Source organism: Alteromonas sp. K632G (assembly GCF_017653625.1).
In the GTDB taxonomy this organism is placed as follows: domain Bacteria; phylum Pseudomonadota; class Gammaproteobacteria; order Enterobacterales; family Alteromonadaceae; genus Alteromonas; species Alteromonas naphthalenivorans.
This window is the reverse complement of the sequence record NZ_JAGGDM010000003.1, coordinates 35,821-61,509: the sequence shown is the minus strand read 5'-3', so window position 1 is coordinate 61,509 and position 25,689 is coordinate 35,821. Positions and strand designations below refer to the sequence as shown.

Here is a 25,689-nt window from a genome sequence, read left to right as displayed (position 1 = left end):
CTGACTTGTTAAATAAAATGAACAAGGATTAGTTTAAAAGAAAAGCGTAACGCATAAACCGGAGTGTATCGTCGGTGTACTAAAAAAGCGCAGTCATGATAATTATATGACTGCGCTTTTTTGTGTCTTGCTGGCACGTGCCGTTTCAACAATTAGCAAACACTTGTAGCATCAGCCAATTTTGATAACGTAATGATGTTTCCTGACTACATGCGCGCTATGTACTATGAAAATTAGGTAATGAGATAAATCATCCAAGCATGGCTAATTACCACGACCGAGGTAAGTGCTATACGTAAACTGATATAACTTACAATTTGGCCTTTTGGTAGGCTAAGCGTGAATTTGTCATACACTAAGATGGCAACGTAACTAAGCGAAAGCACCCCTAACGTTTTCGGGTCGTGGCTAAATACCAAACAAAGCCAACCGACAATGCTGGGTAACATGGCGATATACATTTGTTTACCATAACGCGCATTACTGATTGAGTCCCACCAATGAATGCCACCAAAAAAAGACAATAAAACCGCTGAGTACTGCATAAAGTAAACAGCGCTTTGGGTTAGTGATAAAAGATTAAAAGAATAAGCTATTGGCATAGCCAAAAAAGGGATGAGCCCAGCAACGCCAAGCAACACAACAGAGTAGGGCATATAACATAATCCTTCTGCGGTTATTCTAATAAACTGTTGTACGAAAGTTTATTAAAAAAAAGCCAAAAAAATAGCGCCAGAAGGCGCTATTTTATGAACAAATAATTATCTGTTCACGCTTATTTTAATGGCGTGTACTTACGCTGGTTGTGACCAGTGTAAAGCTGACGAGGACGACCAATTTTTTGTTTTGGATCGCTCATCATTTCATGCCAGTGTGAAATCCAACCCACTGTACGAGACAATGCGAAGATACACGTAAACATATTGGTTGGAATACCAATAGCTTTAAGTACGATACCTGAGTAGAAATCTACGTTAGGGAACAATTTCTTCTCTGCGAAGTACGGGTCGCTTAATGCAATTTTTTCAAGTTCCATTGCTACTTCAAGTAGTGGATCTTTAACATTAAGTTCACTAAGTACTTCGTGACAGCTTTCGCGCATTACTGTTGCACGTGGGTCGTGATTTTTATATACACGGTGACCAAAGCCCATAAGACGGAACGGGTCAGCCTTATCTTTAGCGCGTGCAATAAACTCAGGAATGCGGTCAACAGTACCAATTTCCTCAAGCATATTCAGACATGCTTCGTTCGCACCACCGTGGGCAGGGCCCCAAAGTGAAGCAACACCAGCGGCAATACATGCGTAAGGGTTAGCACCAGATGAACCAGCTAGTCGAACAGTAGATGTAGATGCGTTTTGCTCGTGGTCAGCATGAAGCGTAAAGATACGATCCATTGCACGTTCAACCGCAGGGCTAATCTCAAATTCTTCAGCAGGAACTGAGAACATCATGTTCAGGAAGTTAGCTGCATAGCTCAAATCGTTACGTGGATAAACGAATGGTTGACCAATGTTGTACTTGTAACACATGGCTACCAAAGTAGGCATTTTCGCAATTAAGCGATGTGCACTACGTTTACGCTCTTCATCGTTAGAAACGTCTAAGTCGCTGTGATAGAAAGATGACATACCACCAACCGTACCGCATAACATTGCCATAGGGTGGGCATCGTTGCGGAAGCCATGGAAGAACATGTTAATTTGCTCATGTACCATGGTGTGGCGTGTAATCGTTGATTTGAATTCTTCATATTCTTCTTTAGACGGTGCATCACCGTGTAGAAGCATATGACAAACTTCAAGGTAGTCTGCATCGCGCGCTAATTCTTCAATCGGGAAACCACGGTGTAGTAATACACCAGCAGCACCGTCAATGTAAGTAATAGCTGACTCGCAAGATCCTGTCGCCATAAAACCAGGGTCGTAGGTGAAGTAACCGTGTTGACCAAGGGTACGAACGTCGATTACGTCTTGTCCTTCGGTGCCAGACAAGATAGGAAGCTCGATTTCCTTACCGCCGGCTTTAAGAATGGCTTTCTGATCTGCCATAAAATGCTCTCCTCAGAATGGTTCTGTTTGCAGCGAAAACGGGCGAAAATGCTCGTTTCGTTGGGGAAAAGTGGCGTATTTGTACTTTATTATGTACCAATAAGTCAATTTAATTGCATTTATGCACAATAAATATTCCGAATTACTGAGATTTATAATGCTCAGCCGGAATCTCTATCGTTAACATTTTGGTAATCGCACTAAACCCGTTTCAGGGTAATTATCAATGTCTTTTGGCAAAAGGTAAACCACCGTTTACCAAATTTATTAACACCTTAGCTGAAAAAATAACCTTTTGTCGATTGAGAATTACCCGTTTTCATTAAAAGACCTTAATTTTGCTAGTGAAAATAGTGTTATTCTAGTTTAGTGCTGATACACTTTACAGCCTTGTTTATTAAGCATTCCATGCTTGTTGTTAGTATTTGTGGCTACTTTTCTTTGTGTTTATCAGGAAGATTTGTCAAAAAAGACTAAAGTCTTACTACAGCACAAAAAATTGTAATTATATACTGTGCTGGATATACTCAGCAGTGCATTAAAACAGAATAATTATTCTGTTAATTGCATTAAAGAATAATTCACAAATTGTTAACAACTCATTGGATGAGGTAATTAACAGGTAATAAACGAATTAACTCACACAGGACATAATAACGGTGAGTAATTCATTATCCCTACGGATTAAACAGGCATACATTGTGAAAAAGCAAAGACCAGTAAATTTAGAACTCAATACTATTAAATTTCCGCCTGCCGCTATTTCGTCAATTCTCCACCGTGTTACCGGTGTCGCAATGTTCTTCGCATTACTCTTTGTTATTTGGGCATGGGCAGTATCTGTTTCCTCGCCTGAAGGGTTTGCGAACGTACAAGCGATGATGGACGGTATCATTGGAAAAGTGATCGCAATAGGCACTTTATCAGCGCTGACTTACCACATTTTAGGCGGCCTAAGACATGTAGTTATGGATTTAGGTCACTGGGAAGAGTTGGAGTCAGGAAACCTCAGCGCCAAAATAGCTATCGCTCTTTGGATTGTGCTGACAGTAGTATTGGGAGTAGCACTATGCTAGGCAACCAAGCAAGCTTAAAGCGTAATGGTATTCAAGATTACGTTTCACTACGTACTACCGCTGCAATTATTTTTGCTTATACGGTATTCATGGCGTGGTTTTTTATATCCACTGATAATATTACTTTCATTGAGTGGCGCGGATTATTTTCTGGGCTAGCGATGAAGGTGTTCACATTGGCAGCACTTATCGCCATCATGATCCACGTTCGTATTGGCCTTTGGCAAGTACTTACCGATTATGTGAAGGCGTCTGGTTTGCGTGCAATCATTCAGTATGTTCTAAACATCATTGCTTTTGGTTACGTCGCTGTTGGTCTGTTTGTATTGTGGGGAGTGTAAGATGAGTTTACCCGTTCACGAGTTTGACGCAGTAGTTATTGGCGCTGGCGGCGCTGGTATGCGTGCAGCATTGCAGATTTCAGAATCTGGCAAATCATGTGCACTACTGTCTAAAGTATTTCCTACCCGTTCACATACGGTATCAGCGCAAGGTGGTATTACTGTTGCGCTAGGTAATTCCCATGAAGATAACTGGGAATGGCACATGTACGACACTGTAAAAGGGTCGGACTACATTGGTGACCAAGACGCTATTGAATATATGTGTAAAACCGGCCCAGAAGCCATCATTGAGATGGAGAACATGGGTTTACCTTTCTCACGTTTTGAGAATGGTAAGGTTTACCAACGTCCTTTCGGTGGTCAATCAAGAAATTTTGGTGGCGAGCAAGCAGCTCGTACCGCAGCGGCTGCTGACCGTACCGGTCACGCCTTGCTGCATTTGCTTTATCAGCAAAACGTAAAAAATAAAACAAAGGTCTTTTCTGAGTGGTACGCACTCGACCTAGTTAAAAACCAAGACGGTGACGTTGTTGGTTGTACTGCTATCGATATCGAGACTGGCGAAGTGGTTTACTTCAAGTCTAAAGCAGTCGTATTAGCAACGGGTGGAGCAGGGCGTATCTTCGCTTCTACTACCAATGCACACATTAATACCGGTGACGGTGTTGGTATGGCAATCCGTGCTGGCGTTGCATTACAAGATATGGAAATGTGGCAGTTCCACCCTACGGGTATCGCCGGTGCTGGTACGCTAGTAACGGAAGGTTGTCGTGGTGAAGGTGGTTACCTACTTAATAAAGACGGTGAACGCTTCATGGAACGTTATGCGCCTAACGCGAAAGACCTTGCTGGTCGTGACGTTGTAGCACGTTCAATGATGACTGAAATTCGCGAAGGTCGTGGATTTGATGGCCCTTGGGGACCTCACTGTAAACTTAAACTTGATCACCTTGGTAAAGACGTACTTGAATCGCGTTTACCAGGTATCCTTGAGCTATCTCGTACGTTTGCTCACGTTGATCCAGTGAAAGAACCAATCCCTGTAATACCAACTTGTCACTATATGATGGGTGGTATTCCAACTACCGTTGACGGTCAATGTTTAACTGTTGATGCAGACGGTAACGATAAAGTAGTCAACGGCTTATTCGCTTGTGGTGAAATTGCATGTGTATCTGTACACGGTGCTAACCGCCTTGGCGGTAACTCACTACTTGACCTTGTAGTATTCGGTCGTGCGACTGGTCTACACTTAGGTAAAACCCTTTCTGACGTATCGCCATTCCGCGAAGCATCAGAGTCTGACCTTGAAGTGGCAATGTCTCGCTTCAATCGCTGGGAAAACTCAGAGAAAGGTAAGGGCGAAGATCCGGTTCAAATCAAAAAAGATATGCAAGAATGCATGCAGCTTAACTTCTCAGTATTCCGTGAAGGTGAAGCCATGGCAGACGGCCTTAAGCAACTTGGTGAAATTCGTGAACGTCTTCAGAATGCTCGCCTTGATGATAAGAGTGCCGATTTCAATACTCAGCGTATTGAATGTCTTGAGCTTGATAACCTTATGGAAACCGCGTACAGCACAGCAGTAGCAGCGAACTTCAGAACGGAAAGCCGTGGCGCACACAGCCGCTTCGATTTCCCGGACCGTGACGATGAGAACTGGTTATGCCACAGCGTTTACGATCCGAATACTGAAAAAATGCTTAAACGTGATGTCAATATGGCGCCTAAGCTTCGGGAAGCTTTCCCGCCTAAAGTGCGTTCATATTAAGAGAGGCAACGATCATGCAATTACAATTTTCGATATATCGTTACAACCCTGATGTTGATAACAAGCCACGCATGCAAGACTACACTCTAGAAGTAGAGGAAGGTCGTGACATGATGGTGTTGGATGCACTAATTGCTCTTAAAGAGCAAGATCCAACGTTATCATTCCGCCGCTCGTGCCGTGAAGGTGTGTGTGGTTCAGACGGTGTGAATATGAATGGTAAGAATGGTCTTGCCTGTATTACGCCATTGTCTGCATTGGGTAAAAGTAAAGTTGTTGTTCGTCCACTTCCAGGTTTGCCCGTAGTACGCGACCTTGTGGTTGATATGACACAGTTTTACACCCAATATGAAAAGATTAAGCCATTCTTAATCAACGATGACAAACAGCCTCCTGCAAGAGAACACCTTCAGTCTCCTGAAGAACGTGCTAAGCTTGATGGACTGTATGAATGTATTCTATGTGCATGTTGTTCTACGTCGTGCCCATCGTTCTGGTGGAACCCGGATAAATTTATCGGGCCTGCTGGTTTGCTTCACGCTTATCGTTTCCTTATCGATAGCCGTGATACTGCAACTGATGAACGTTTGAACGATCTAGATGATGCATTTAGCGTATTCCGCTGTCACGGTATTATGAACTGTGTAAGTGTATGTCCGAAAGGATTAAACCCGACAAAGGCAATTGGACACATTAAGTCTATGCTTTTACAACGGGCTGTTTAGTACTATATTCTGGTTACTCCTGAGTGACAGAAAGCAATGCTCTAAATAGCCATCCGGATGTGATGGCTATTTTTTTTTGTATTCATCGGTATAACGCTTGGTTATGTCACGAATAACCTTATAATACAAACCGATGGTTAATAGAATTTACAAAACGTAGCAAGGCAAATTAAATGCAAGAAAGCGTGATGAAAGCGTGGTGGGATTCCTCGCATATGGCAGGTGCCAACGCTGCCTATGTCGAAGAATTGTACGAATCGTATATGGAAGACCCGCAGAGCGTTTCCGATACTTGGCGTCAAATCTTTGATAGCCTCCCCAAGGTCGAAGGCGTTGAACTTGAAACCAACCATACTAGTGTTAAAGATCAGTTTAGGAAGCTAGCTGCTCTAGGCCCGACAGCACGAATGTCGAGCGCACCAGTTGAAGGCACTCCGGTATCGGATGACAGGCAAGTTAAAGTGTTACAGCTTATTAACGCCTTTCGTTTCCGTGGTCACCAGCATGCCAACCTCGATCCGCTAGGATTATGGAAACAAGAGCGTGTTCGTGATTTAGAACTATCTCACCATAACCTTTCTGATAAAGATTTTGACAGTGTGTTCAACGTAGGATCTTTTGCCATTGGTAAAGATTCGATGTCATTAGGTGAATTGTTTAAATCACTTAATAGAACATATTGTGGCTCTATCGGTGCTGAGTACATGCACATTACCGATACAGACCAAAAACGCTGGTTACAGCAAAAAATTGAGTCAGTACAAGCAAAGCCAGAGTTTTCTAAAGAAGAGAAACTTACTCTTCTTAAGGGCTTAACCGCTGCTGACGGCATGGAAAAGTATCTTGGGTCTAAATTCCCAGGTGCCAAGCGCTTCTCACTGGAAGGTGGCGATGCACTAGTTCCAATGCTTAAAAACTTAATCACTAACGCAGGTGCTGCCGGCACTAAAGAAGTGGTTATTGGTATGGCTCACCGCGGTCGATTGAACGTACTTGTTAACGTATTGGGTAAAAACCCATCAGTGTTATTCGATGAATTCGCTGGTAAGCATGATGACTCACTAGGTGCAGGTGATGTTAAATACCACGCCGGTTTCTCATCAGATTTTGCTACGCCAGGTGGCAATGTTCACTTAGCACTTGCGTTTAACCCGTCTCACCTTGAAATTGTGAACCCAGTAGTGATGGGCTCAGTTCGTGCTCGTCTTGAACGTCGTAACGACGATACTAACACCGTACTTCCTATTACCATTCACGGTGACTCAGCGATTGCTGGGCAGGGCGTAGTTCAAGAAACCTTCAATATGTCACAAACTCGCGGTTTCGCCGTGGGCGGAACAGTACGTATTGTGGTGAACAACCAAGTTGGTTTCACAACGTCAAAAACTGAAGATACTCGTTCTACGCAATACTGTACTGATATTGCGAAAATGGTTCAGGCACCTATCTTCCACGTTAACTCTGACGACCCAGAAGCGGTTGCTTTTGTGACTCAGCTCGCCCTTGAATACCGTAATAAATTCAAGCGTGACGTTGTTATCGATTTAGTGTGTTATCGCCGTCATGGACATAACGAAGCTGATGAGCCAAATGCAACTCAGCCGCTTATGTACCAAAAAGTGAAGAAGCATCCTGTACCTCGCGCTATTTATGCCGACCAGCTTATTGCTGAAGGGGTTATTGAGCAGCGTGATGCCGACCGCTATTTAGAAGAATACCGCGCAGCATTAGATCATGGTGCATGTGTAGTTGAAGAATGGCGTCCGATGACAGAGCACAGTGTAGACTGGTCTCCGTACTTAGGTCACGATTGGGATACGCCATATGATGGTGCTATCAGTGTTGAAAAACTTCAAGCACTTGGCGAAGCGTTAACCAGTTTTCCTGATGGTCATAAACTTCAATCTCGTGTAAACAAGTTATATCAAGACCGCAAGGCCATGGTAAGCGGTGAAAAGAAACTTGATTGGGGAATGGCAGAAAATCTAGCCTACGCATCATTGGTTGATGCTGGTGAAGACATTCGTATGACAGGTCAGGATTCTGGCCGTGGTACTTTCTTCCACCGTCACGCGGTATTGCATAATCAAGCTGATGGCTCGACATACATGCCACTGCAAAATATTCGTGAAGGTCAAGGCGAGATCGAAATATACGACTCTGTGCTTTCAGAAGAAGCGGTTATGGCGTTTGAATATGGTTACGCAACGGCAGAACCTGAGTGTTTAACTATTTGGGAAGCCCAGTTTGGTGACTTCGCGAACGGTGCACAGGTTGTATTTGACCAATTCTTGAGTTCAGGTGAAGCGAAGTGGGGCCGTTTATGTGGTCTAACCATGCTGCTTCCACACGGCTACGAAGGTCAAGGTCCTGAGCATAGCTCTGCTCGTCTTGAGCGATTCTTGCAAATGTGTGCTGATCACAACTGGCAAGTATGTGTACCTTCAACACCAGCGCAAGTGTTTAACATGCTTCGCCGTCAAGTGGTTCGCCCTATGCGTAAACCGCTTATCGTTATGTCGCCTAAATCCTTGTTGCGTCACCCGCTTGCAACCTCTTCTCTTGAAGAGTTAGCAGAAGGCAAATTCCACAACGTGATCAGCGAAATTGACGATATTAATCCGAAAGACGTTAAGCGTGTGGTGATGTGTTCAGGCAAGGTTTACTACGATTTGCTTGACCAGCGCCGTAAAAATGAACAAACAGACGTTGCAATCGTAAGATTGGAACAACTTTATCCATTCCCACAAGAAGAATGCGCTAAAGTTGTGGCACAATACAGCCACGTTACAGATTGGGTTTGGTGTCAGGAAGAACCGCAAAACCAAGGAGCTTGGTATTGCAGTCAACACCATTTCTGGCAAGCAATTCCAGATGGCGCCAAATTAACATATGCAGGTCGTGAAGCATCTTCTTCACCTGCTGTAGGTTATGTTTCCGTTCACAATCAGCAACAAAAAGCGCTGGTTGAAGACGCACTCACTATTAAATAAGGAACAATGATGACAATTGAGATAAAAGTTCCGGTCCTACCAGAGTCAGTTGCCGATGCCACCATTGCAACTTGGCACGTAAAGGCCGGCGACGCGGTAAAGCGTGACCAGAACCTGGTTGACATTGAAACTGATAAAGTTGTGCTGGAAGTTGTAGCACCAGCCGACGGAACTATCGGTGAGCTTCTTAATGAAGAGGGTGCAACGGTACTAGGCGAGCAAGTTATTGCTAAATTAGAAGAGGGTGGCGCTGCGCCAGCTAAATCTGAAGCTAAAGCTGAATCTAAAAAGGAAGCAGCACCTGCAGCTAGCGGTAAAACGTCAGAAGTTAAAGTACCTGTATTACCAGAGTCGGTAGCTGATGCAACCATCGCCACATGGCATGTTGCAGTAGGCGAAGTGGTAAGCCGTGACCAAAACTTGGTTGATATTGAAACTGATAAAGTTGTTCTAGAAGTGGTAGCGCCTGCTGATGGCTCACTATCAGAAATTGTTGCCGAAGAAGGCGCAACAGTGACAGCTGAAGAAGTGATTGCTAAATTTGTTGAAGGCGCAACGTCAGGTGCAGCAGCATCTGAGTCGTCTGAAGCTGCATCTGATGATTCAGATGACAGCAGTGATGCACTTAGTCCTTCAGTACGCCGTTTATTGGCAGAAAAAGGCGTAGACGCAGCAAAAGTTAAAGGTACGGGTAAAAATGGCCGTATCACTAAAGAAGACGTAGAAAAACACCTTAAAGGTGGCAGTGCACCAGCGGCTTCAGCGCCATCTGCTGCAGCTGATTTACCTACTGGTAATCGCACAGAAAAACGTGTTCCTATGACACGTCTTCGTAAAACGATTGCAACTCGTTTACTTGAAGCTAAAAACTCTACTGCTATGCTAACTACGTTTAACGAAGTTAACATGAAGCCAATTATGGAACTTCGTAAGCAGTATCAAGAGAGCTTTGAGAAACGTCACGGTATTCGTTTAGGTTTCATGTCTTTCTACGTGAAAGCGGTAACTGAAGCACTTAAACGTTTCCCAGATGTTAATGCATCGATTGACGGTGATGACATTGTTTATCACAACTACTTCGATATCTCTATCGCGGTATCAACACCTCGCGGTCTAGTTACGCCTATCTTAAAAGATACGGATACACTAGGTATGGCTGGTGTTGAGAAAGGAATTAAAGAATTGGCAATTAAAGGCCGTGATGGCAAATTGTCGATGGCAGACCTTCAAGGCGGTAACTTTACTATCACTAACGGTGGTGTGTTTGGTTCATTGATGTCTACGCCTATCATTAACCCGCCACAGAGCGCTATTTTGGGTATGCATAAAATCCAAGATCGTCCAATGGCTGTTAACGGTAAGGTGGAAATTCTGCCAATGATGTACCTAGCCCTGTCTTATGACCATCGTATTGTTGATGGTAAAGAGTCAGTAGGCTTCTTGGTAACAATTAAAGAGATGCTTGAAGATCCAACACGCCTTCTATTAGACGTGTAAGGCTTTCCTCTCTTGTTATTGTGTGCAGCAGCGCTGCTTATTTATATAAGTCGCGTTACTGCCACAACGCTGATATTCGCCCTATAATATCAGTCTAATTAATCAAGTCGCGAAAGCGGCTTTTGTCTTACTAAAAATCGGATAGAAACACCATGAATTTGCATGAATACCAAGGTAAGCAGCTATTCAAAGAATACGGTCTACCTGTTTCTGAAGGATACGCAGCAGACACTCCTGAAAGTGCTGTAGAGGCCGCTAACCGCATTGGCGGTAGTGAGTGGGTAGTAAAATGTCAGGTCCACGCAGGTGGTCGCGGTAAAGCAGGTGGCGTTAAGTTAGTAAAAGATACTGACGCAATTAAAGCTTTCGCAGAAAACTGGCTTGGCAAAAATTTGGTGACTTTCCAGACTGACGAAAATGGTCAGCCTGTGAGCAAAATCCTTGTTGAAACTTGCACAGATATCGCTAACGAATTGTACCTTGGTGCAGTAGTTGACCGCACAACCCGTCGTGTTGTGTTTATGGCTTCTACTGAAGGTGGCGTTGAGATTGAAACTGTTGCTGAAGAAACACCAGAGAAAATTCTTAAAGCTGAAATCGACCCAATTGTTGGTGCTCAGCCTTACCAAGCACGCGAAATGGCGTTTAAACTTGGTCTTTCTGGCGTTCAAATCAAACAATTCACTAAGATTTTCCTTGGCCTAGCTAAGATGTTTGAAGATCTTGATGTTGCATTGATTGAAATTAACCCGCTTGTCATTAAAGAAGATGGTGACCTTCACTGTCTTGACGCTAAGCTAGCAATCGACGGCAACGCGTTATATCGCCAGCCTAAAGTTAAAGCTATGCAAGATCCTACTCAAGAAGATGCACGTGAAGCGCATGCTGCTGAGTTCGAACTTAACTATGTTGCGCTAGACGGTAACGTAGGTTGTATGGTTAACGGTGCCGGCCTAGCAATGGGTACAATGGACATCGTAAACCTACACGGTGGCAAGCCAGCTAACTTCCTTGATGTTGGTGGCGGCGCGACTAAAGAACGTGTTGCAGAAGCATTCAAAATCATCTTATCTGACGACAACGTTAAAGCTGTTTTAGTTAACATCTTCGGCGGTATCGTTCGTTGTGACATGATTGCTGAAGGTATCATTGGCGCCGTTAAAGAAGTTGGCGTTAGTGTTCCTGTTGTTGTACGTCTTGAAGGTACAAACGCAGAGCTTGGCCGTGAAGTTCTAGCGAACTCAGGTCTTGATATCATTGCTGCTGAGTCGCTAACTGATGCAGCAGAGAAAGTTGTTGCTGCTGCGGAGGGCAAATAATGTCTGTATTAATTAACAAAGATACCAAAGTAATCTGTCAAGGTTTCACTGGTGGTCAAGGTACTTTCCACTCTGAGCAAGCTATTGCTTACGGTACGCAAATGGTTGGTGGTGTTACACCAGGCAAAGGCGGCACTGAGCACCTAGGTCTTCCAGTATTCAATACAGTACGTGAAGCGGTAGAAGCAACAGGCGCAACTGCGACTGTTATCTATGTACCTGCTGCATTCTGTAAAGATTCAATCGTTGAAGCTGCTGATGCTGGTATCGAGCTTATCGTTTGTATTACTGAAGGTATTCCTACGCTAGATATGCTTTACGTTAAAGAATACGTAAATGCTAAAGGCGTTCGCATGATTGGTCCTAACTGCCCAGGTGTTATTACTCCTGGAGAGTGTAAGATTGGTATCATGCCTGGTCACATCCATAAGCCTGGTAAAGTAGGTATTGTTTCTCGCTCTGGTACACTTACGTACGAAGCCGTTAAGCAAACTACTGACGAAGGTTTCGGCCAGTCTAGCTGTGTTGGTATCGGTGGAGACCCAATTCCTGGTTCTAACTTCATCGACATCCTACAGTTGTTCCAAGACGATCCTCAAACAGAAGCTATCGTTATGATTGGTGAAATTGGTGGTACAGCAGAAGAAGAAGCTGCTGAATTCATCAAAGCTAACGTCACTAAGCCTGTTGTTTCTTACATTGCGGGTGTTACTGCACCTGAAGGTAAGCGTATGGGTCACGCTGGTGCAATCATTGCTGGCGGTAAAGGTACAGCTGATGAGAAATTTAAAGCACTAGAAGACGCGGGCGTTAAAACAGTTCGCTCTCTTGCTGAAATCGGCAAGGCACTTCGCGAAACTACGGGTTGGTAGTTGGCAAAGTGCACGTAAGTGTTTAAGTGAAGCCCGCTAATTAGCGGGCTTTTTTGTGTCTTTCTATTGGTGTTTTATAAAAAAGTCTAAGCAGAAAAATTCTGCTTTTTAAACTTTCGTCCTCACTGTTTGCGCCCTCGCATAACCCTTCAAAAAATACCTTTATGACGTAACAAAATTACAACATAAAACAAGTTTGGTGGCGAATTTACGTAATTTTGTTGTTAAATTTCAATAATTTCATAACGGTTAATGTTAATGGGGTGTTGAATATTTTCTATGAATACGTATGCAAGCAATTGTGCAAAGCCCGTGTGCTCTATAGGATTGTCAGCGACTGGATACATTGTCATTCGATTGTCATAAAAATAACAAAAAGACAACAAATATAACTGAATGGGACACCTGTTTTATGAAACAATTTAAACCAAATCTCATCAAGGTTGCGCTGATCACTGGTGGCGTAGCTTTTGGTTGTTCGCCTACATTTGCACAAGAAACAAATTCAGAAGCAGCTGATGAAGCTAATGTTGAAGTTATTCAAGTTAGCGGTATACGTGGCAGCTTGCAACGCGCTCAAGCGATTAAAATGGATAGCACCTCCATTGTTGAAGCGTTATCCGCAGAAGACATCGGTAAATTACCAGACACAAGTATTGCAGAATCTATTTCACGTTTGCCTGGCTTAGCTGGTGAGCGTAGAAACGGACGTACAAGTGGTATTTCAGTACGTGGTTTCAACGAAAACTACGTAGGTACATCACTTAACGGCCGTGAATTATTAGGTATGGGCGACAACCGCGGCGTTGAATTCGACCTTTACCCAACTGAGATCATTTCTAGTATCGTTGTTTATAAAACAGCAGAAGCTGGCATGACCACCCAAAATATTGGTGGTTCAATTGACCTTCAAACCATTAGTCCGCTTGCAGCAAAAAGTACATTCGCTATTAATGGCTCGTATGAAAAGAATGCTGAAGATTCTCCTAACCCAGATTTTGACAACAACGGACATCGTATTTCAGTAAACTACGTTGACCAATTTGCTGACGATACTATCGGTCTTGCACTGACTGTTGCTAGCATGGAGTCACCACGTCAAGAACAACATTTCCGTGGTTGGGGCTATGCAGGCGCGAATGCTGATAATGCAGCAGCCGGTGTAGATGTGGCAGAAGGAACTACTATTTTAGGTGGTCACGACTCTTTTGCACGTTCAGCAATGTTAGAGCGTGATTCTATCGCCGCTGTAGTTGAATGGGCGCCTACTGATAAACTAAATGTTCAAGTAGATGCGCTTTATATCGACTTCGTAGAAGATGACGTTCGTCGGGGTCTTGAAGAAGGTGGTGCTGAATGGGGAACTGGCGAATATACCATTACTGGTGTTGAAAACGGTTTAGTAACATCAGGTTACTACGATGGCTTCTATTCAGTTATTCGTAATGATGCTCGTACTCAAGAAGCTGATTTAACGACGGTAGGCGTGAACGCAGAATACATCTTAAATGATAACTGGACCTTAGAGTTCGACTACTCTACCGGTAAAGTTGAAAAAGACATTATCGATGTAGAAAGTTATTCAGGCGTAGGCCGTGCAGGAATTGATGGACGTCCTATTACTGCTCGTAGCTGGGAAATGACGACTACCGGCGCGGTATATTCTGATCACCCAAGCATTGCACCTGTTGACCTTACTGATGAAAGCTTAATTCGTCTTGCAGGTCCACAAGCATGGGGCGCACCTATTATTGGCGCAGACGCACAAGATGGTTTTGTTAACCAACCAAACTATGAAGAAGACCTAGATACTTACCGCTTTGATGCAAAAGGGTACGTTGAATGGGGCGTAGTGACTGGCATGTCTGCGGGCGTTATCTACTCAGATCGTAGCAAAACCAAAGAAAACAACGGTGCATATTTAACTGCCCCTAGCTATCCTGGTGATGCGGCTATTCCAGATGTACTAGGCGTAGTACCTCTAGATTTCATCGGTATAGACGGCATTCTAGCGTATGATTCACTTGGTCTGTTCCAAAGTGGTTATTACACAGCGACTGATGCCAAGCTGGTACAAAACGATCGCTTAGGTGATAGCTATACAGTTGATGAAGAGTTGCTGACTTTCTACACTAAATTTGATTTAGAAATGGAAGTAGGTGATATCTATATTCGCGGTAACGTGGGTGTACAAGTGGTTAATGCTGACCAGCAATCTACGGGTTTCTCAACCACGTCCGATGCTGATGGCATGACAGTAGCGGTACCTGTTTCTGGCGGCGCTGATTACACAGATGTACTTCCAACACTTAACCTTTCAGCAGAAGTTGCCGAAGGTCAGTTTGTACGTTTCGCATTGGGTAAAGTCATTTCAAGACCACGTATGGACGATATGCGTCCAAATACGCAGGCGTCTTTCGCATTTAATGATAACCAAATTACCAGTACCGATCCTGAAAATGGTCCTTGGAGCGGTAGCTCAGGTAACCCTGAACTTAAGCCTCTTGAAGCTAACCAGTTAGATATCGCTTATGAGAATTACTTCTCGGATACGGGTTATGTAGCGGCATCATTCTTCTATAAAGATATTAAAAACTGGCATCGCGATACGAGCGTACTAACGGATTTCTCTGATGTGTACATTCCTGATTTACACCAAGGTTCAGAAGGGCAGACGCCTGCTACTTTCTTAGGTTCAGTCGGCAGTGTACTAGATGGTTTTGAAGGTTATGTGCGCGGTTATGAACTGCAAGGTTCATTACCAGGTGAATTGCTTCATGACTCACTTGAAGGCTTTGGCTTGTTCGCAAGTGCCACCTTCATGGAAGGTGAAGTAGACGCAGCACCAACGCAAACTGAAACCCGAATTCCAGGCTTGTCTGAAGAGTCATACAGTATGACGTTCTTTTACGAAAGCGATGGTTTCGAGTTCCGTGTTGCGGCAACTAAGCGTGATGATTACTTAACGGAAGAACGTGGTACTAGCTTGGCATTGGTAGATGCTACTAAGCAAGGCGGTACCTTGGTTGATGCCCAAATCGGTTACGACTTTAGTGAGTCTGGTATTGAGTCTTTGGAAGGCCTACGTGTTACTTTCCAAGCTCAAAACCTAACTGATGAAGATGATATTCAAGCGTCTCAGGCGGATTCTCGTCAGATTACGCAATATCAATCATACGGTACTAACTACTTGTTAGGCTTTAACTATACCTTCTAATTGTTAAGCGAAAGCAAACAGTAGAATAGATACAAGCCACCTTGTTGTTTCAGCGCTCGAAGATGTATTCAGGCGAGGAAGCAAAAGGTGGTTTTTTATTGTAAAAGTACAAGTAAACCATCTACAGTGTGGTGAAGTAAGTAGTAAGGGCTGAGTATGGCAATAGCAAATAAAACACCAGCGAGTCAACAAGCAACTGATCAACAGACAACAGATCACCATGAAGCTAAGCAAGCGCCGGTAAAACGTGTTGTTGTTGCAGGCGGCGGCACAGCAGGGTGGCTAACCGCGGCGTTGCTCAAAAAAGTCATTGGCGACGCTGTGAATATTACCTTGGTCGAATCTGAGGCTATTGGCACAGTAGGTGTAGGCGAGGCCACCATTCCGCCCATTAGACTCGTCAACCAAGTGCTGGGGATTGACGAGGCTACCTTTCTTCGCGATACCAAGGCCACCATTAAGCTGGCAATTCGCTTTGAAAACTGGAAGCAACAAGGACAACAGTACTACCATACGTTTGGTGCACCAGGCAAAAGCATGGCCTTTTGTCACTTTCATCACTTTTGGCTAAAAGCACGCCAGCAGGGTTTGAAACACGATTTATGGGAGTATGACCTTAACTACTTAGCAGCCGAGGCAGGTAAATTTGCACGTATTAACGCAAAAGACCCGGTTTTAGAGCTCCCTTTTGCTTATCATTTTGACGCTTCATTGTATGCCAAATACCTACGTAAACTCAGCGAGGGACTGGGCGTTAAACGTGTTGAAGGTAAAATCAGCTACGTATCAAGACACAAACACAGTGGGAATGTAAAAGCATTACATCTCGAAAATGGCCATGCCATTGAAGGGGACTTGTTTATTGACTGTACAGGTTTTCGAGGGCTGTTAATTAATGAAACATTGGGGGCAGGCTATGATGACTGGTCTCATTTATTGCCTTGTGACTCCGCCATTGCTGTACCTTCTGAACGCCATGAAAATACCGCACCCTTCACCCGTTCTATCGCGCACAGTGCTGGCTGGCAATGGCGAATTCCTTTACAACATCGTAATGGTAATGGTCACGTTTATAGTTCACGTTATATTAGTGATAGCCAAGCTCACGACACCTTGATGGCTAACCTTGACACCAAACCACTGGGCGATCCTAAACTCATTAAATTTACTACTGGCCGTCGTAGACAACAATGGTGTAAAAATGTGGTCGCGGTAGGGCTATCTTCTGGATTCTTAGAGCCTTTAGAGTCTACCAGTATTCACCTTATTCAATCAGCTATCGTGAGGCTAATTAAGCTTTTCCCGCATCAAGGTATCTCAGATAGTGCGGTTGAAGAATACAACGCACAATCAAAAGTAGAATTTGAACAAATACGAGATTTTCTAGTATTACATTATTGTTTAAATGAACGTGAAGACAGTGATTTTTGGCGAGATATGCGCCATTTAACCTTGCCAGATTCGTTGACTCACAAAATGGCGCTGTTCAAACAAAATGGCAATTTGGTGCGTGAGCAAAATGACCTGTTCTTAGAAAGCTCTTGGCTGCAAGTTATGTATGGACAAGGGCTAGTACCAGAAGATTATCATGGGTTAGCAAATAGCCTTTCAGATGAGAAAACGCAAGCCATGCTATCGTCGTTGTATAACATTAAGCGTGAACCAATAGCATCGCTACCCACTCATGACGCATACATTCAATCAATGATCGATAGTGCAAATAAAACGTCTGTAAGCTTTTAATCTAATTGGCCTGTGTGCTGTGATGCAAGTTACTGCGTCTTGCTGTAAATCACGATAAATCGCGCCTCGTCACTTAACATTCTTAAGCCGTCAAGTACTCAAGTCCTCCCTTAAGTTACCCTTGAGGGGGCTTTTCTCTATTTAATTTCAATATCTTACTTATCCCGTTTAAGTTAGCCCTTGCTAATATTTAATGCATTGTAAATTTAATGTAAATGAATACGTATGCATAGTGTTGCTCTCTTTTTATACAACCCGATACTATTTGTGGCAGAACCATAAGTGACGTGTTTGGGTGTGGTATTCCCGAACCGTTGATAAAAAAACAAGGAACGGGGCACCAATGAGAACATTCAAACTTAAGCCCATCATGGTGGCGTTGGTCAGCAGCGGGTTGGCATTTACTTTGCCAACATACGCTCAACAAACGCAAGAAGACACCATTGATGAAGTCAGTGAATCTGCCATAAATAGTAACAATCAATCGAGTAGCCAATTATCAGGTGAAGATATACCGGTCGACGATATATCCGAGGAAACGCTCGAACGCATAGAGGTGAGGGGGTTTAGTACTAGCCTCATACAATCACTCAACCAAAAGCGTTTTTCTGACACGGTGTCAGAACAAATTTCTGCTGATGATTTGGGCGGTTTGCCTGATGTATCTATGGCAGATGCGCTTACCCGATTGCCAGGTATATCTGCAGTTCGTACAGGGGGCCAAGCGGCCGAGATTAACATTCGTGGTTTAGCGGGTGACTTTGTGTTCTCTACATTAAATGGACGTGAGCAAGTGTCTACCAGTGGAAGCAGAGCCATTGAGTTCGACCAGTACCCCTCAGAGTTAATCACCGAAGCGAGTGTATATAAATCGCCTAAAGCATCACTCATTGAAGGGGGAATTGCTGGAACGGTAGAACTCAAGACAGCAAGCCCGTTAGTCATGGAGGAGCAGCATAAGTTCAGTGCCAATATGCGTGGCATGTATAACGACCGAGCCAGTGAGATATCGGACGCGAGTGAATTTGGTCATCGATTGAGCTTTTCCTATCAAGGAAAGTTTATGGACGACACCGTCGGTTTATCCCTAGGTTATGCACGCTTATTCCAACCCAGTGTTTCTACTCAGTTTGTGGGTTTAGCGTATAACGGGGCTGTTGATGTAGATGGTATTGAAGGTGATAACGACAGAGCTGGCACCGACTGCCCAGAATGTGAGCTTATTTCTGAAGGCTTTGAGATTCAACATAAAGGTGGCGAGCAAACTCGCGACGGTTACGTTGCAGCCATAGAGTGGGCACCATTAGAAAATTTCACCTTAAAAGCCGATGCGTTTATCTCTAAGTTCGATTCAGAAGAATTTGCCCGTGGGTATCGAGTCAAGCTAGGGGGGATAACGGCAGGCATCACGAACCCTGTTATTGTAAACAATAGTGTGATTGGTGGCACTTTCTCACGAACAGACAGTAGCTTTACTCGAGTTGAGTTAGTTAACGACGACAACCAAGATTTCGATAGCGTTGAAAACGTTGGTATTAACGCAGATTGGGAAATTAGTGCTGACTTATCGGTGCAATTTGATGTGTCTCGTTCCACCGCGAAAAGTGATTTCCGTAATGGCTTGTTGTGGTCATTAGTCAGCGAAGATGCCAACGCTGTCAGTCCAGTGTTTGATGAGAACGTTCAAATCTCGTATTTATTGAATGGCAACAACCTTCCTGATTTAGCCTTCAATCAAGCGGATGCTTTTTCCGATATCGATAGGGTGATGGTCAGTAAATACGGCATTTATCCGTTTGTTAACAAAGACGAACTCGATGCTTATAAAGTCGATTTTCAATACTTTGTGGATATGCCCATTGTAACTGGGTTTGAGTTTGGTTATCGCTATTCCGATAGAGAGTACAGTAACGATCGTTCTGTATTTGAATACGGAAACGACAGTGCTTTCTCTGCCAGTGAGCCACCGCTGCGTTTAACGGATGACATGGTAGAGCAAGTTGATTGGGCTGGCGATTTTAGCTATTTCCCAAGCTATTTGTCGGTAGACTTAAACAGTGCGCTTAATGCATGGTTTCCGAGCGGCTATCCTCAACCAGTACAAACCTGGGGGGCTGGAGCAGCAGGTGTGATTAATGGCCCAGGTACAGGGCCATCTACTTCTTGGACTATGCAGGAAAGTGGGCAGGTATTTGAAACCGTAAACTCCGCTTATTTGATGGCAGGACTCAATACTGAAATTGGGGGTATGCCTGTAACCGGTAATGTGGGGGTTCGTTACGTAAAAACAAAACAAAGCTCTACCACTTACCAGCGTGCCACATCATTAATTACCGATCCAGAAACCGGTGTCACAGTTGAAGTCAGTGATCCCACCGCTGGCGCGCAAAACATTACCGACGATGCTGGCCTCATTAACAACTTTTATCGCTTCACAACGCTTACTCACGAATACGACGATGTGTTGCCGTCTATCAACCTAAATTTTGCGCTGACAGATAATACGCAACTAAGAGTAGCCGCAGCAAAAGTGATGGGCCGTGCGCCTATTAATAGATTTGCGGCAAATGCTTCTACCACCGTTGAAACGGTAACCGCTGTACAGGATAGAGACTCCGGGGAAGTGACCTTGTCGCAACCTACCGCCAAGGTAAACGGTAACGCAACAAATAGCCCTTACCTAGAACCTTTTTATGCCACTCAATACGATATTTCATGGGAATACTATTTTGAGGATACCGAAGGGGCGTTAATACTGGCGGCATTTTACAAAGACATAGAATCTTTTATTGAAGAAATTAACATAGAACCTTATGACTTTAGTGGCAACGGCATTGTGGTTCCAGCGTCGGTTCAGGTTCCTGTGTATCTTGAACCTGAATTTGTAGGGCAAGAGGCTGAGTTGTCACGGGATGCTGATGGCAACCCTATTTTTGTTACCGTGCCTACAGAAAATGGCAGCTATAGCACGGCGGTGAATAACGCTGAAGGTGGCTATATTCGGGGTGTTGAAATTGCCTACACTGAAATTTATAGCATGTTGCCAAGTTTCTGGTCTGGTTTAGGGGTAACCGCGAGTTACTCATACACGGAAAGTGAAATTCAACGTACGCTGAGTAGTTCGGTGTATTCGGATAGCTTGCCTGGCTTATCTGAAAATGTGGCCACGGTAACGCTATTTTGGGAATACGATGGGTTTGAAACCCGCTTATCTGGGCGTTATCGCGATTTCTTTGTGTCTGAGCAAGTAGCTGTAAACGATCAAACCGTAAATTTTGATTCTGAACTGGTTGTCGATTACCAAGCGTCCTATGAAATTAACGACAATTGGAGCGTATTGTTTCAAGTTAACAACGTTACTGACGAACCTACCAAAAGCTATTTCACCTCTTCTGAACAAACCGGCACCATTCAGTTTTTCGGAACGCAGTATTACTTGGGGATGACATATCAATTATGAGCATTTTACCTATCTGCCAGAAACTGAAACCAAAGGCTATCGCTGCCAATACTGCGTTTATGAAAAAGAAAAATTTGGAGTTATCCATGTTAACAAAACCCTTATCAGCGCCAATGTCAACGCCAATGCTGAAGGCCTGGCGCATTGCGGCGCTTATCCTAACGGCGCTCTTTATAGTAGGTTGTGGGGGCTCAGGTGTTGAGTCTGGCTCGAACAATTTACTGACTTGTAATGTACCAAACGTACCTAATGCAGACGGCACAGCGTGCGTAGCACCACCGCCTATTCAATGTGATGCACCCACGGTGCCTAATGAAACTAATGATGCGTGTGTAGTTGGCGCCGATCCGAGTTTGCCTCTACCGGTATTTTTCCCTGCCGATAATCAAGCAGTTTTATACTACAACCGCGCGGCAGTTGATGCTGATAATTCCACAAACGACCCCGCGTACGAGGGCTGGCGTTTGCATACATGGAACAATGATGAATGCGACGCTTATGCCGATGCAGATACTGACTGGGCCAATGGACGTCAACATACGGGTATCGACCCTAATTATGGTGCGTATTGGATATTAGATTTAAAAGACAATTTTGATAACTGCCACAATTTTATCATTCACTTAGGCACTGACGATGCCGGTAAAGAGCTGGGCGGTTCAGACTTTCAAGCTTCGCTAGTTCAAGATGACGAAACGTACGTGCGTATGAACTTTACGTTGTCAGGGGAGCCCACGTTGTTTGAATACCCCATTATGTCTCTTGGGCCACAGCCTGTAGATATAGAAGGTTTTAGTGCACATTGGTTAGATGCTAATACGATATTGTGGGATGTGGCTGATACCGTATCTACCGTGAAGCTTCACTATTCGGCGAATGCTGACTTAGAGAGTTCACTGGAAGATGGTATCAACGGCACCTCAATAACGTTAATGCCTGCCACGTTAGATGAAAACCAAACAGCTGAAGCAGAAAACTTGGCGGCACTTCAGGCTTGGGAAGGAGACTGGAGCCTAGAGGATGCTAAGACTGTCTTAACCACTCAAGCGGTAGTGGGTGGGTATGACAGTGACGGGGTGCTAATAGCAGCAACAGGCTTACAAAACGCAAAGGTTATTGATGCTATCTTCACCGCAGGTGATGAAGATGCAAACGAAGCAAGTTTAGGTGCCGTGTATTCTGACACGGGTATTGCTGTATCGGTATGGGCCCCCACAGCGCAAAATGTAGATTTACTAACTTACAATGACAATAAAACCCTGACGAGTCGCTATACGATGACCCACGACACTAATACAGGTATCTGGCAATTTGAAGGCGATATGTCGTTAGATAGACAACTTTATCGCTATGAAGTCACGGTTTTTCATCCGCAAACGGGGGCGGTAGAAGTACTTGAAGTTACTGACCCTTATTCGGTAAGCCTTAGCACCAATGGCCGCTTCTCTCGCTTTGTAAACTTATCAGATGACGATTTAAAACCAGAGGGGTGGGATACTCAGAATATTCCTACGTTAGAAAACCCTGAAGATGCGATTATTTATGAGGGCCATGTTCGTGATTTCAGTATTCGCGATATGTCTACAAGCGAAGCAAATCGTGGTAAGTACTTAGCCTTTACCGAGCAAAACACGGCGCCTGTTTTACATCTACAAAAATTGGTTGAGGCAGGCTTAACCTACTTCCATGTGCTGCCCGCGAACGATATTGCCACCATTGATGAAGACCCGACTAAGACTATTGGTTTATTCGACACGGTTGCAGACTTATGTCGCCTTAACGCGGAAGCCGTGGTTTGTGAAGAAGAGAACAGTGCCACATTACTTATTGATGTATATAACAGCTACGACCCTCTCGCTGAAGCAGCGAAAGCACAGCAGCTCACAAGTGACATGCGTGCTATTGATGGTTTCAACTGGGGTTACGATCCACATCATTTCAACGCACCAGAAGGTAGCTATGCATCAAATGCAGAAGGTGTAGAACGAATTGTCGAAATGCGGGCAATGATTCAAGCTCTTCATGAAATGGGGCTTCGTGTTGCGTTAGATGTGGTATACAACCATACCAATGCTTCTGGCGTTTTTGCGAAATCTGTACTGGATAAGGTTGTACCTGGCTATTTCCATCGCTATGAAATCGACACCGGCGATATTGTTCGCGAAACCTGCTGTGATGATACGGAACCGCGTAACGTAATGATGGAAAAATTAATGCTGGATTCACTACTTATGTGGACCGAGCATTACAAATACGATGCCTTTCGTTTTGACATCATGAGCCAGGCCTCTAAAGAGACGATGTTGCAATTGCGCAACAGCGTGCAAGCATTAGATGAAGATAATTACTTCTACGGTGAGGGCTGGACACGCATCGACAGAGGTTACGAACAAGCGAACCAGCTGAATATGGCCGGTACGCAAATAGGCACGTACAACGATAGAATTCGTGAAGCTATTCGCCAAGGTAATATCTTTTCACCTGAGTCTGACGCGCTGTTAAGCGACCAAGACAAAGTGAAAATGAGCATGATAGGCACACTGCAAGACTATGTGCTTGAAACCTCGGCAGGCGTAGCTAGCAATACCAGTAACCTAGGTGGTTACGCATTAGACCCAGCCGACATTATTAATTATGTATCTAAACATGATAATGAAACCTTATGGGATCAGCTGAACTATACATTACCAATGGACATTTCGTTGAGTGAGCGCGTACGTGCACAAAACGTAGCTATCGGTATTCCGCTTGTGTCGCAAGGTATTCCATTCTTACAGATGGGCGGTGATTTACTGCGATCTAAGTCTATGGACAGAAACACCTATGACGCAGGCGATTGGTTCAATTTCGTTGATTTTACCTATGAAACCAATAACTGGAACGTGGGTTTACCGTTAGCTGAAGACAATGAAGTTCGTTGGGAAGAAATGGGTGAGTTTATTTATAGCCCAGAACGTGATGCATCTATGGCCGACATCATATTTGCGTCAGATGCATTTAACGAGTTGCTGGCCATTCGTACGGAAAGTCCGTTATTTCGTTTAACCACCGCTGACGACATCATCGACCGTATCGGCTTTCATAATATTGGTTCAAACCAGCAAAAAGGTTTGATAGCCATGAGCATTGATGACGGTGTTGCTTCTGACGCTGACACTGACGGAGAAGCCCGCGCCGATCTTGATATGCAAAATGATGCCATTGTTGTGCTAGTAAATACGGGGTACGAAACGAAATCCATTAGTATTAATACCGCAACCGGGTTTTCATTACATGCACTGCAAATGAACTCAAGTGATGAAGCGGTTCGAGGGGCAACGTTTAACGAAGCAGAAGACGGGAATGGTATTTTCACCGTTCCAGCACTGACTATTGCTGTATTTGTGAAGCCGCAATCAGGGGTACAAGGTTATGGGTTATCGGCCTACGCAACTTCTGGTGCGCCGGATGTTGTGCCTTATGGCGATACTACGCCTTACCTTCGCGGTGATATGAATGGTTGGACAACTGATAACCCATTCATCTACAAAGGTGATGGTGTATATGAAGTGGCCGTTACCCTAGAAGGTTCAACCACTTACGGCTTTAAATTTGCTTCAGAGGATTGGGAAACGGTTAACTTTGGTGCTGCAGAAGGTGATGATGCTGCGCTTGTGGAAACTGAGCCTAAAGTGTTGGCTAGGACCAACAATAACTTAGCATTCACGCCGGCAATAAGCGCTACTTATCTGTTTACCATTGATGCCTCGGATGCAGAGTCTCCAGTACTCAGTATTGTAAACGAGGAGCCCTATGTTGGAACGCCAGTGTATATTCGAGGTGCACTGAACGATTGGGGCACTAACGACGAACTTGAGTATCAAGGGGGGCGTATCTATAAAGTGACAATGGATATAGAACCAGGTAGTTATGAATTCAAAGTCGCTTCTGAAGATTGGGATACGGTTAACTTTGGCGCATTAAGTGCTGATGATGCAGATAGAAATGTGAACGTTGGCCAAACAACGGCCTTAGCAAGAACAAACGATAACCTGCTTCTGACCATTGAAGAAGCTGACCGCTATGTATTTGTTTTTGATGTGAATGACGAAAACAATTCAACCATAGGTGTTTACAAAGAAGCCTATTTTGGTGACACTGAAGTGTACGTTCGTGGCGGGATGAATGGGTGGGGAACCACTGACCTATTTACCTATCAGGGTGAAGGCGAATATACGGTAGACATTGAGCTCAGCATAGGAAGTGCAGAATTCAAAGTGGCATCAGAAGATTGGAATACCGTTAACCTGGGTAACCCAAATGATGCGGTATCTAACCTTGTGACCCCTGATCAACCAAAAGTGTTGGCATTTAGCAACAATAATCTTGTTATTGAAGTATCTGAAGCGGGGCTATACGAATTTAAAGTATCTGGCCCCAATGGTCAGTCTCCTACGCTTACTGTTAGCCCTAAATAACCGTTAGCGTTAAATGAGAAACTAAGGCCGTGGATTTTCACGGCTTTTTTCATTTCTTTGAACAGTTTTTCCCATTAAACCAATCAATTTTTTCCGCAATTTTTTTTTCGAAATTCCGTCAGAATAAAAAACTCACACTATTGGAACATACTTTGCTTTATT

At 44.1% G+C, this 25,689-nt stretch carries 15 protein-coding genes; 12 read left to right on the top strand and 3 right to left on the bottom strand.

The features are described from left to right. Positions 1–233: 233 nt before the first annotated feature. Both J5X92_RS04455 and J5X92_RS04450 read right to left on the bottom strand, forming a co-directional pair. Positions 234–656: a DUF3429 domain-containing protein gene (locus tag J5X92_RS04455; protein ID WP_126872335.1), complete on the bottom strand. Its 423-nt coding sequence runs from the start codon at positions 654–656 to the stop codon at positions 234–236. 119 nt (positions 657–775) lie between these two features. Then, a complete protein-coding gene (locus J5X92_RS04450) occupies positions 776–2,053 on the bottom strand; it encodes a citrate synthase (RefSeq protein WP_013783978.1) in 1,278 nt (425 codons plus the stop codon). A gap of 701 nt (positions 2,054–2,754) precedes the next feature. Between J5X92_RS04450 and sdhC the strand changes: the two genes are divergently transcribed. From sdhC to sucD, 8 genes are all read left to right on the top strand, one after another. Further along, a complete protein-coding gene (gene sdhC / locus J5X92_RS04445) occupies positions 2,755–3,129 on the top strand; it encodes a succinate dehydrogenase, cytochrome b556 subunit (protein WP_013783979.1) in 375 nt (124 codons plus the stop codon). Next, entirely contained in the window at positions 3,123–3,470 is a 348-nt protein-coding gene (gene sdhD / locus J5X92_RS04440) for a succinate dehydrogenase, hydrophobic membrane anchor protein (RefSeq protein WP_126872334.1), read from the top strand. Before sdhC ends, sdhD begins: the two co-directional genes overlap by 7 nt. Position 3,471: 1 nt before the next feature. Beyond that, on the top strand, positions 3,472–5,244 hold the full coding sequence (sdhA, locus tag J5X92_RS04435) for a succinate dehydrogenase flavoprotein subunit (protein ID WP_013783981.1): 1,773 nt from the start codon (positions 3,472–3,474) through the stop codon (positions 5,242–5,244). A 14-nt stretch (positions 5,245–5,258) separates the two neighbouring features. After that, on the top strand, positions 5,259–5,969 hold the full coding sequence (locus J5X92_RS04430; protein ID WP_013783982.1) for a succinate dehydrogenase iron-sulfur subunit: 711 nt from the start codon (positions 5,259–5,261) through the stop codon (positions 5,967–5,969). 173 nt (positions 5,970–6,142) lie between these two features. Beyond that, positions 6,143–8,962 (top strand): 2-oxoglutarate dehydrogenase E1 component, encoded by a 2,820-nt coding sequence (locus tag J5X92_RS04425; protein ID WP_208804799.1) that lies wholly within the window; start codon positions 6,143–6,145, stop codon positions 8,960–8,962. Positions 8,963–8,971: 9 nt separating this feature from the next. Then, the gene (gene odhB / locus J5X92_RS04420) at positions 8,972–10,459 is read left to right on the top strand and encodes a 2-oxoglutarate dehydrogenase complex dihydrolipoyllysine-residue succinyltransferase (protein WP_013783984.1); all 1,488 of its coding nucleotides are present in this window, start codon (positions 8,972–8,974) and stop codon (positions 10,457–10,459) included. 152 nt (positions 10,460–10,611) lie between these two features. Then, positions 10,612–11,778 carry an ADP-forming succinate--CoA ligase subunit beta gene (gene sucC / locus J5X92_RS04415; RefSeq protein ID WP_057791629.1) on the top strand — a complete coding sequence of 389 codons (1,167 nt, stop codon included), beginning with the start codon at positions 10,612–10,614 and terminating at the stop codon, positions 11,776–11,778. Further along, positions 11,778–12,650 carry a succinate--CoA ligase subunit alpha gene (gene sucD, locus J5X92_RS04410; protein WP_013783986.1) on the top strand — a complete coding sequence of 291 codons (873 nt, stop codon included), beginning with the start codon at positions 11,778–11,780 and terminating at the stop codon, positions 12,648–12,650. The genes sucC and sucD overlap by 1 nt, the downstream gene beginning before the upstream one ends. Before the next feature lie 224 nt (positions 12,651–12,874). Here the strand turns inward: sucD and J5X92_RS21220 are convergent, their stop codons facing one another. After that, a complete protein-coding gene (locus J5X92_RS21220) occupies positions 12,875–13,003 on the bottom strand; it encodes a hypothetical protein (RefSeq protein WP_257720343.1) in 129 nt (42 codons plus the stop codon). Positions 13,004–13,062: 59 nt separating this feature from the next. Between J5X92_RS21220 and J5X92_RS04405 the strand changes: the two genes are divergently transcribed. The 4 genes from J5X92_RS04405 to J5X92_RS04390 all read left to right on the top strand — a co-directional run bounded on the left by J5X92_RS04405 (position 13,063) and on the right by J5X92_RS04390 (position 25,527). Beyond that, on the top strand, positions 13,063–15,867 hold the full coding sequence (locus J5X92_RS04405; RefSeq protein WP_208804797.1) for a TonB-dependent receptor: 2,805 nt from the start codon (positions 13,063–13,065) through the stop codon (positions 15,865–15,867). Between the two features lie 156 nt (positions 15,868–16,023). Beyond that, complete coding sequence (locus tag J5X92_RS04400) at positions 16,024–17,610, top strand: tryptophan halogenase family protein (protein ID WP_126872330.1); 1,587 nt, start codon at positions 16,024–16,026, stop codon at positions 17,608–17,610. A gap of 343 nt (positions 17,611–17,953) precedes the next feature. Beyond that, positions 17,954–21,070, top strand: coding sequence for a TonB-dependent receptor (locus J5X92_RS04395; protein ID WP_208804795.1), 3,117 nt, complete (start codon positions 17,954–17,956; stop codon positions 21,068–21,070). A gap of 86 nt (positions 21,071–21,156) precedes the next feature. Further along, positions 21,157–25,527, top strand: a complete 4,371-nt coding sequence (locus J5X92_RS04390) for an alpha-1,6-glucosidase domain-containing protein (RefSeq protein WP_244360225.1) — start codon at positions 21,157–21,159, stop codon at positions 25,525–25,527. The last annotated feature ends 162 nt before the right edge of the window (positions 25,528–25,689 follow it).

Excerpts from the sequence above, each read along its gene's own strand:
- J5X92_RS04455 (WP_126872335.1), bottom strand. The coding sequence starts at position 656 with ATGCCCTACTCTGTTGTGTTGCTTGGCGTTGCTGGGCTCATCCCTTTT.
- J5X92_RS04450 (WP_013783978.1), bottom strand. The coding sequence starts at position 2,053 with ATGGCAGATCAGAAAGCCATTCTTAAAGCCGGCGGTAAGGAAATCGAG.
- sdhD (WP_126872334.1), top strand. The coding sequence starts at position 3,123 with ATGCTAGGCAACCAAGCAAGCTTAAAGCGTAATGGTATTCAAGATTAC.
- sdhA (WP_013783981.1), top strand. The coding sequence starts at position 3,472 with ATGAGTTTACCCGTTCACGAGTTTGACGCAGTAGTTATTGGCGCTGGC.
- J5X92_RS04430 (WP_013783982.1), top strand. The coding sequence starts at position 5,259 with ATGCAATTACAATTTTCGATATATCGTTACAACCCTGATGTTGATAAC.
- J5X92_RS04425 (WP_208804799.1), top strand. The coding sequence starts at position 6,143 with ATGCAAGAAAGCGTGATGAAAGCGTGGTGGGATTCCTCGCATATGGCA.
- odhB (WP_013783984.1), top strand. The coding sequence starts at position 8,972 with ATGACAATTGAGATAAAAGTTCCGGTCCTACCAGAGTCAGTTGCCGAT.
- sucC (WP_057791629.1), top strand. The coding sequence starts at position 10,612 with ATGAATTTGCATGAATACCAAGGTAAGCAGCTATTCAAAGAATACGGT.
- sucD (WP_013783986.1), top strand. The coding sequence starts at position 11,778 with ATGTCTGTATTAATTAACAAAGATACCAAAGTAATCTGTCAAGGTTTC.
- J5X92_RS21220 (WP_257720343.1), bottom strand. The coding sequence starts at position 13,003 with ATGACAATGTATCCAGTCGCTGACAATCCTATAGAGCACACGGGCTTT.
- J5X92_RS04405 (WP_208804797.1), top strand. The coding sequence starts at position 13,063 with ATGAAACAATTTAAACCAAATCTCATCAAGGTTGCGCTGATCACTGGT.
- J5X92_RS04400 (WP_126872330.1), top strand. The coding sequence starts at position 16,024 with ATGGCAATAGCAAATAAAACACCAGCGAGTCAACAAGCAACTGATCAA.
- J5X92_RS04395 (WP_208804795.1), top strand. The coding sequence starts at position 17,954 with ATGAGAACATTCAAACTTAAGCCCATCATGGTGGCGTTGGTCAGCAGC.
- J5X92_RS04390 (WP_244360225.1), top strand. The coding sequence starts at position 21,157 with ATGTTAACAAAACCCTTATCAGCGCCAATGTCAACGCCAATGCTGAAG.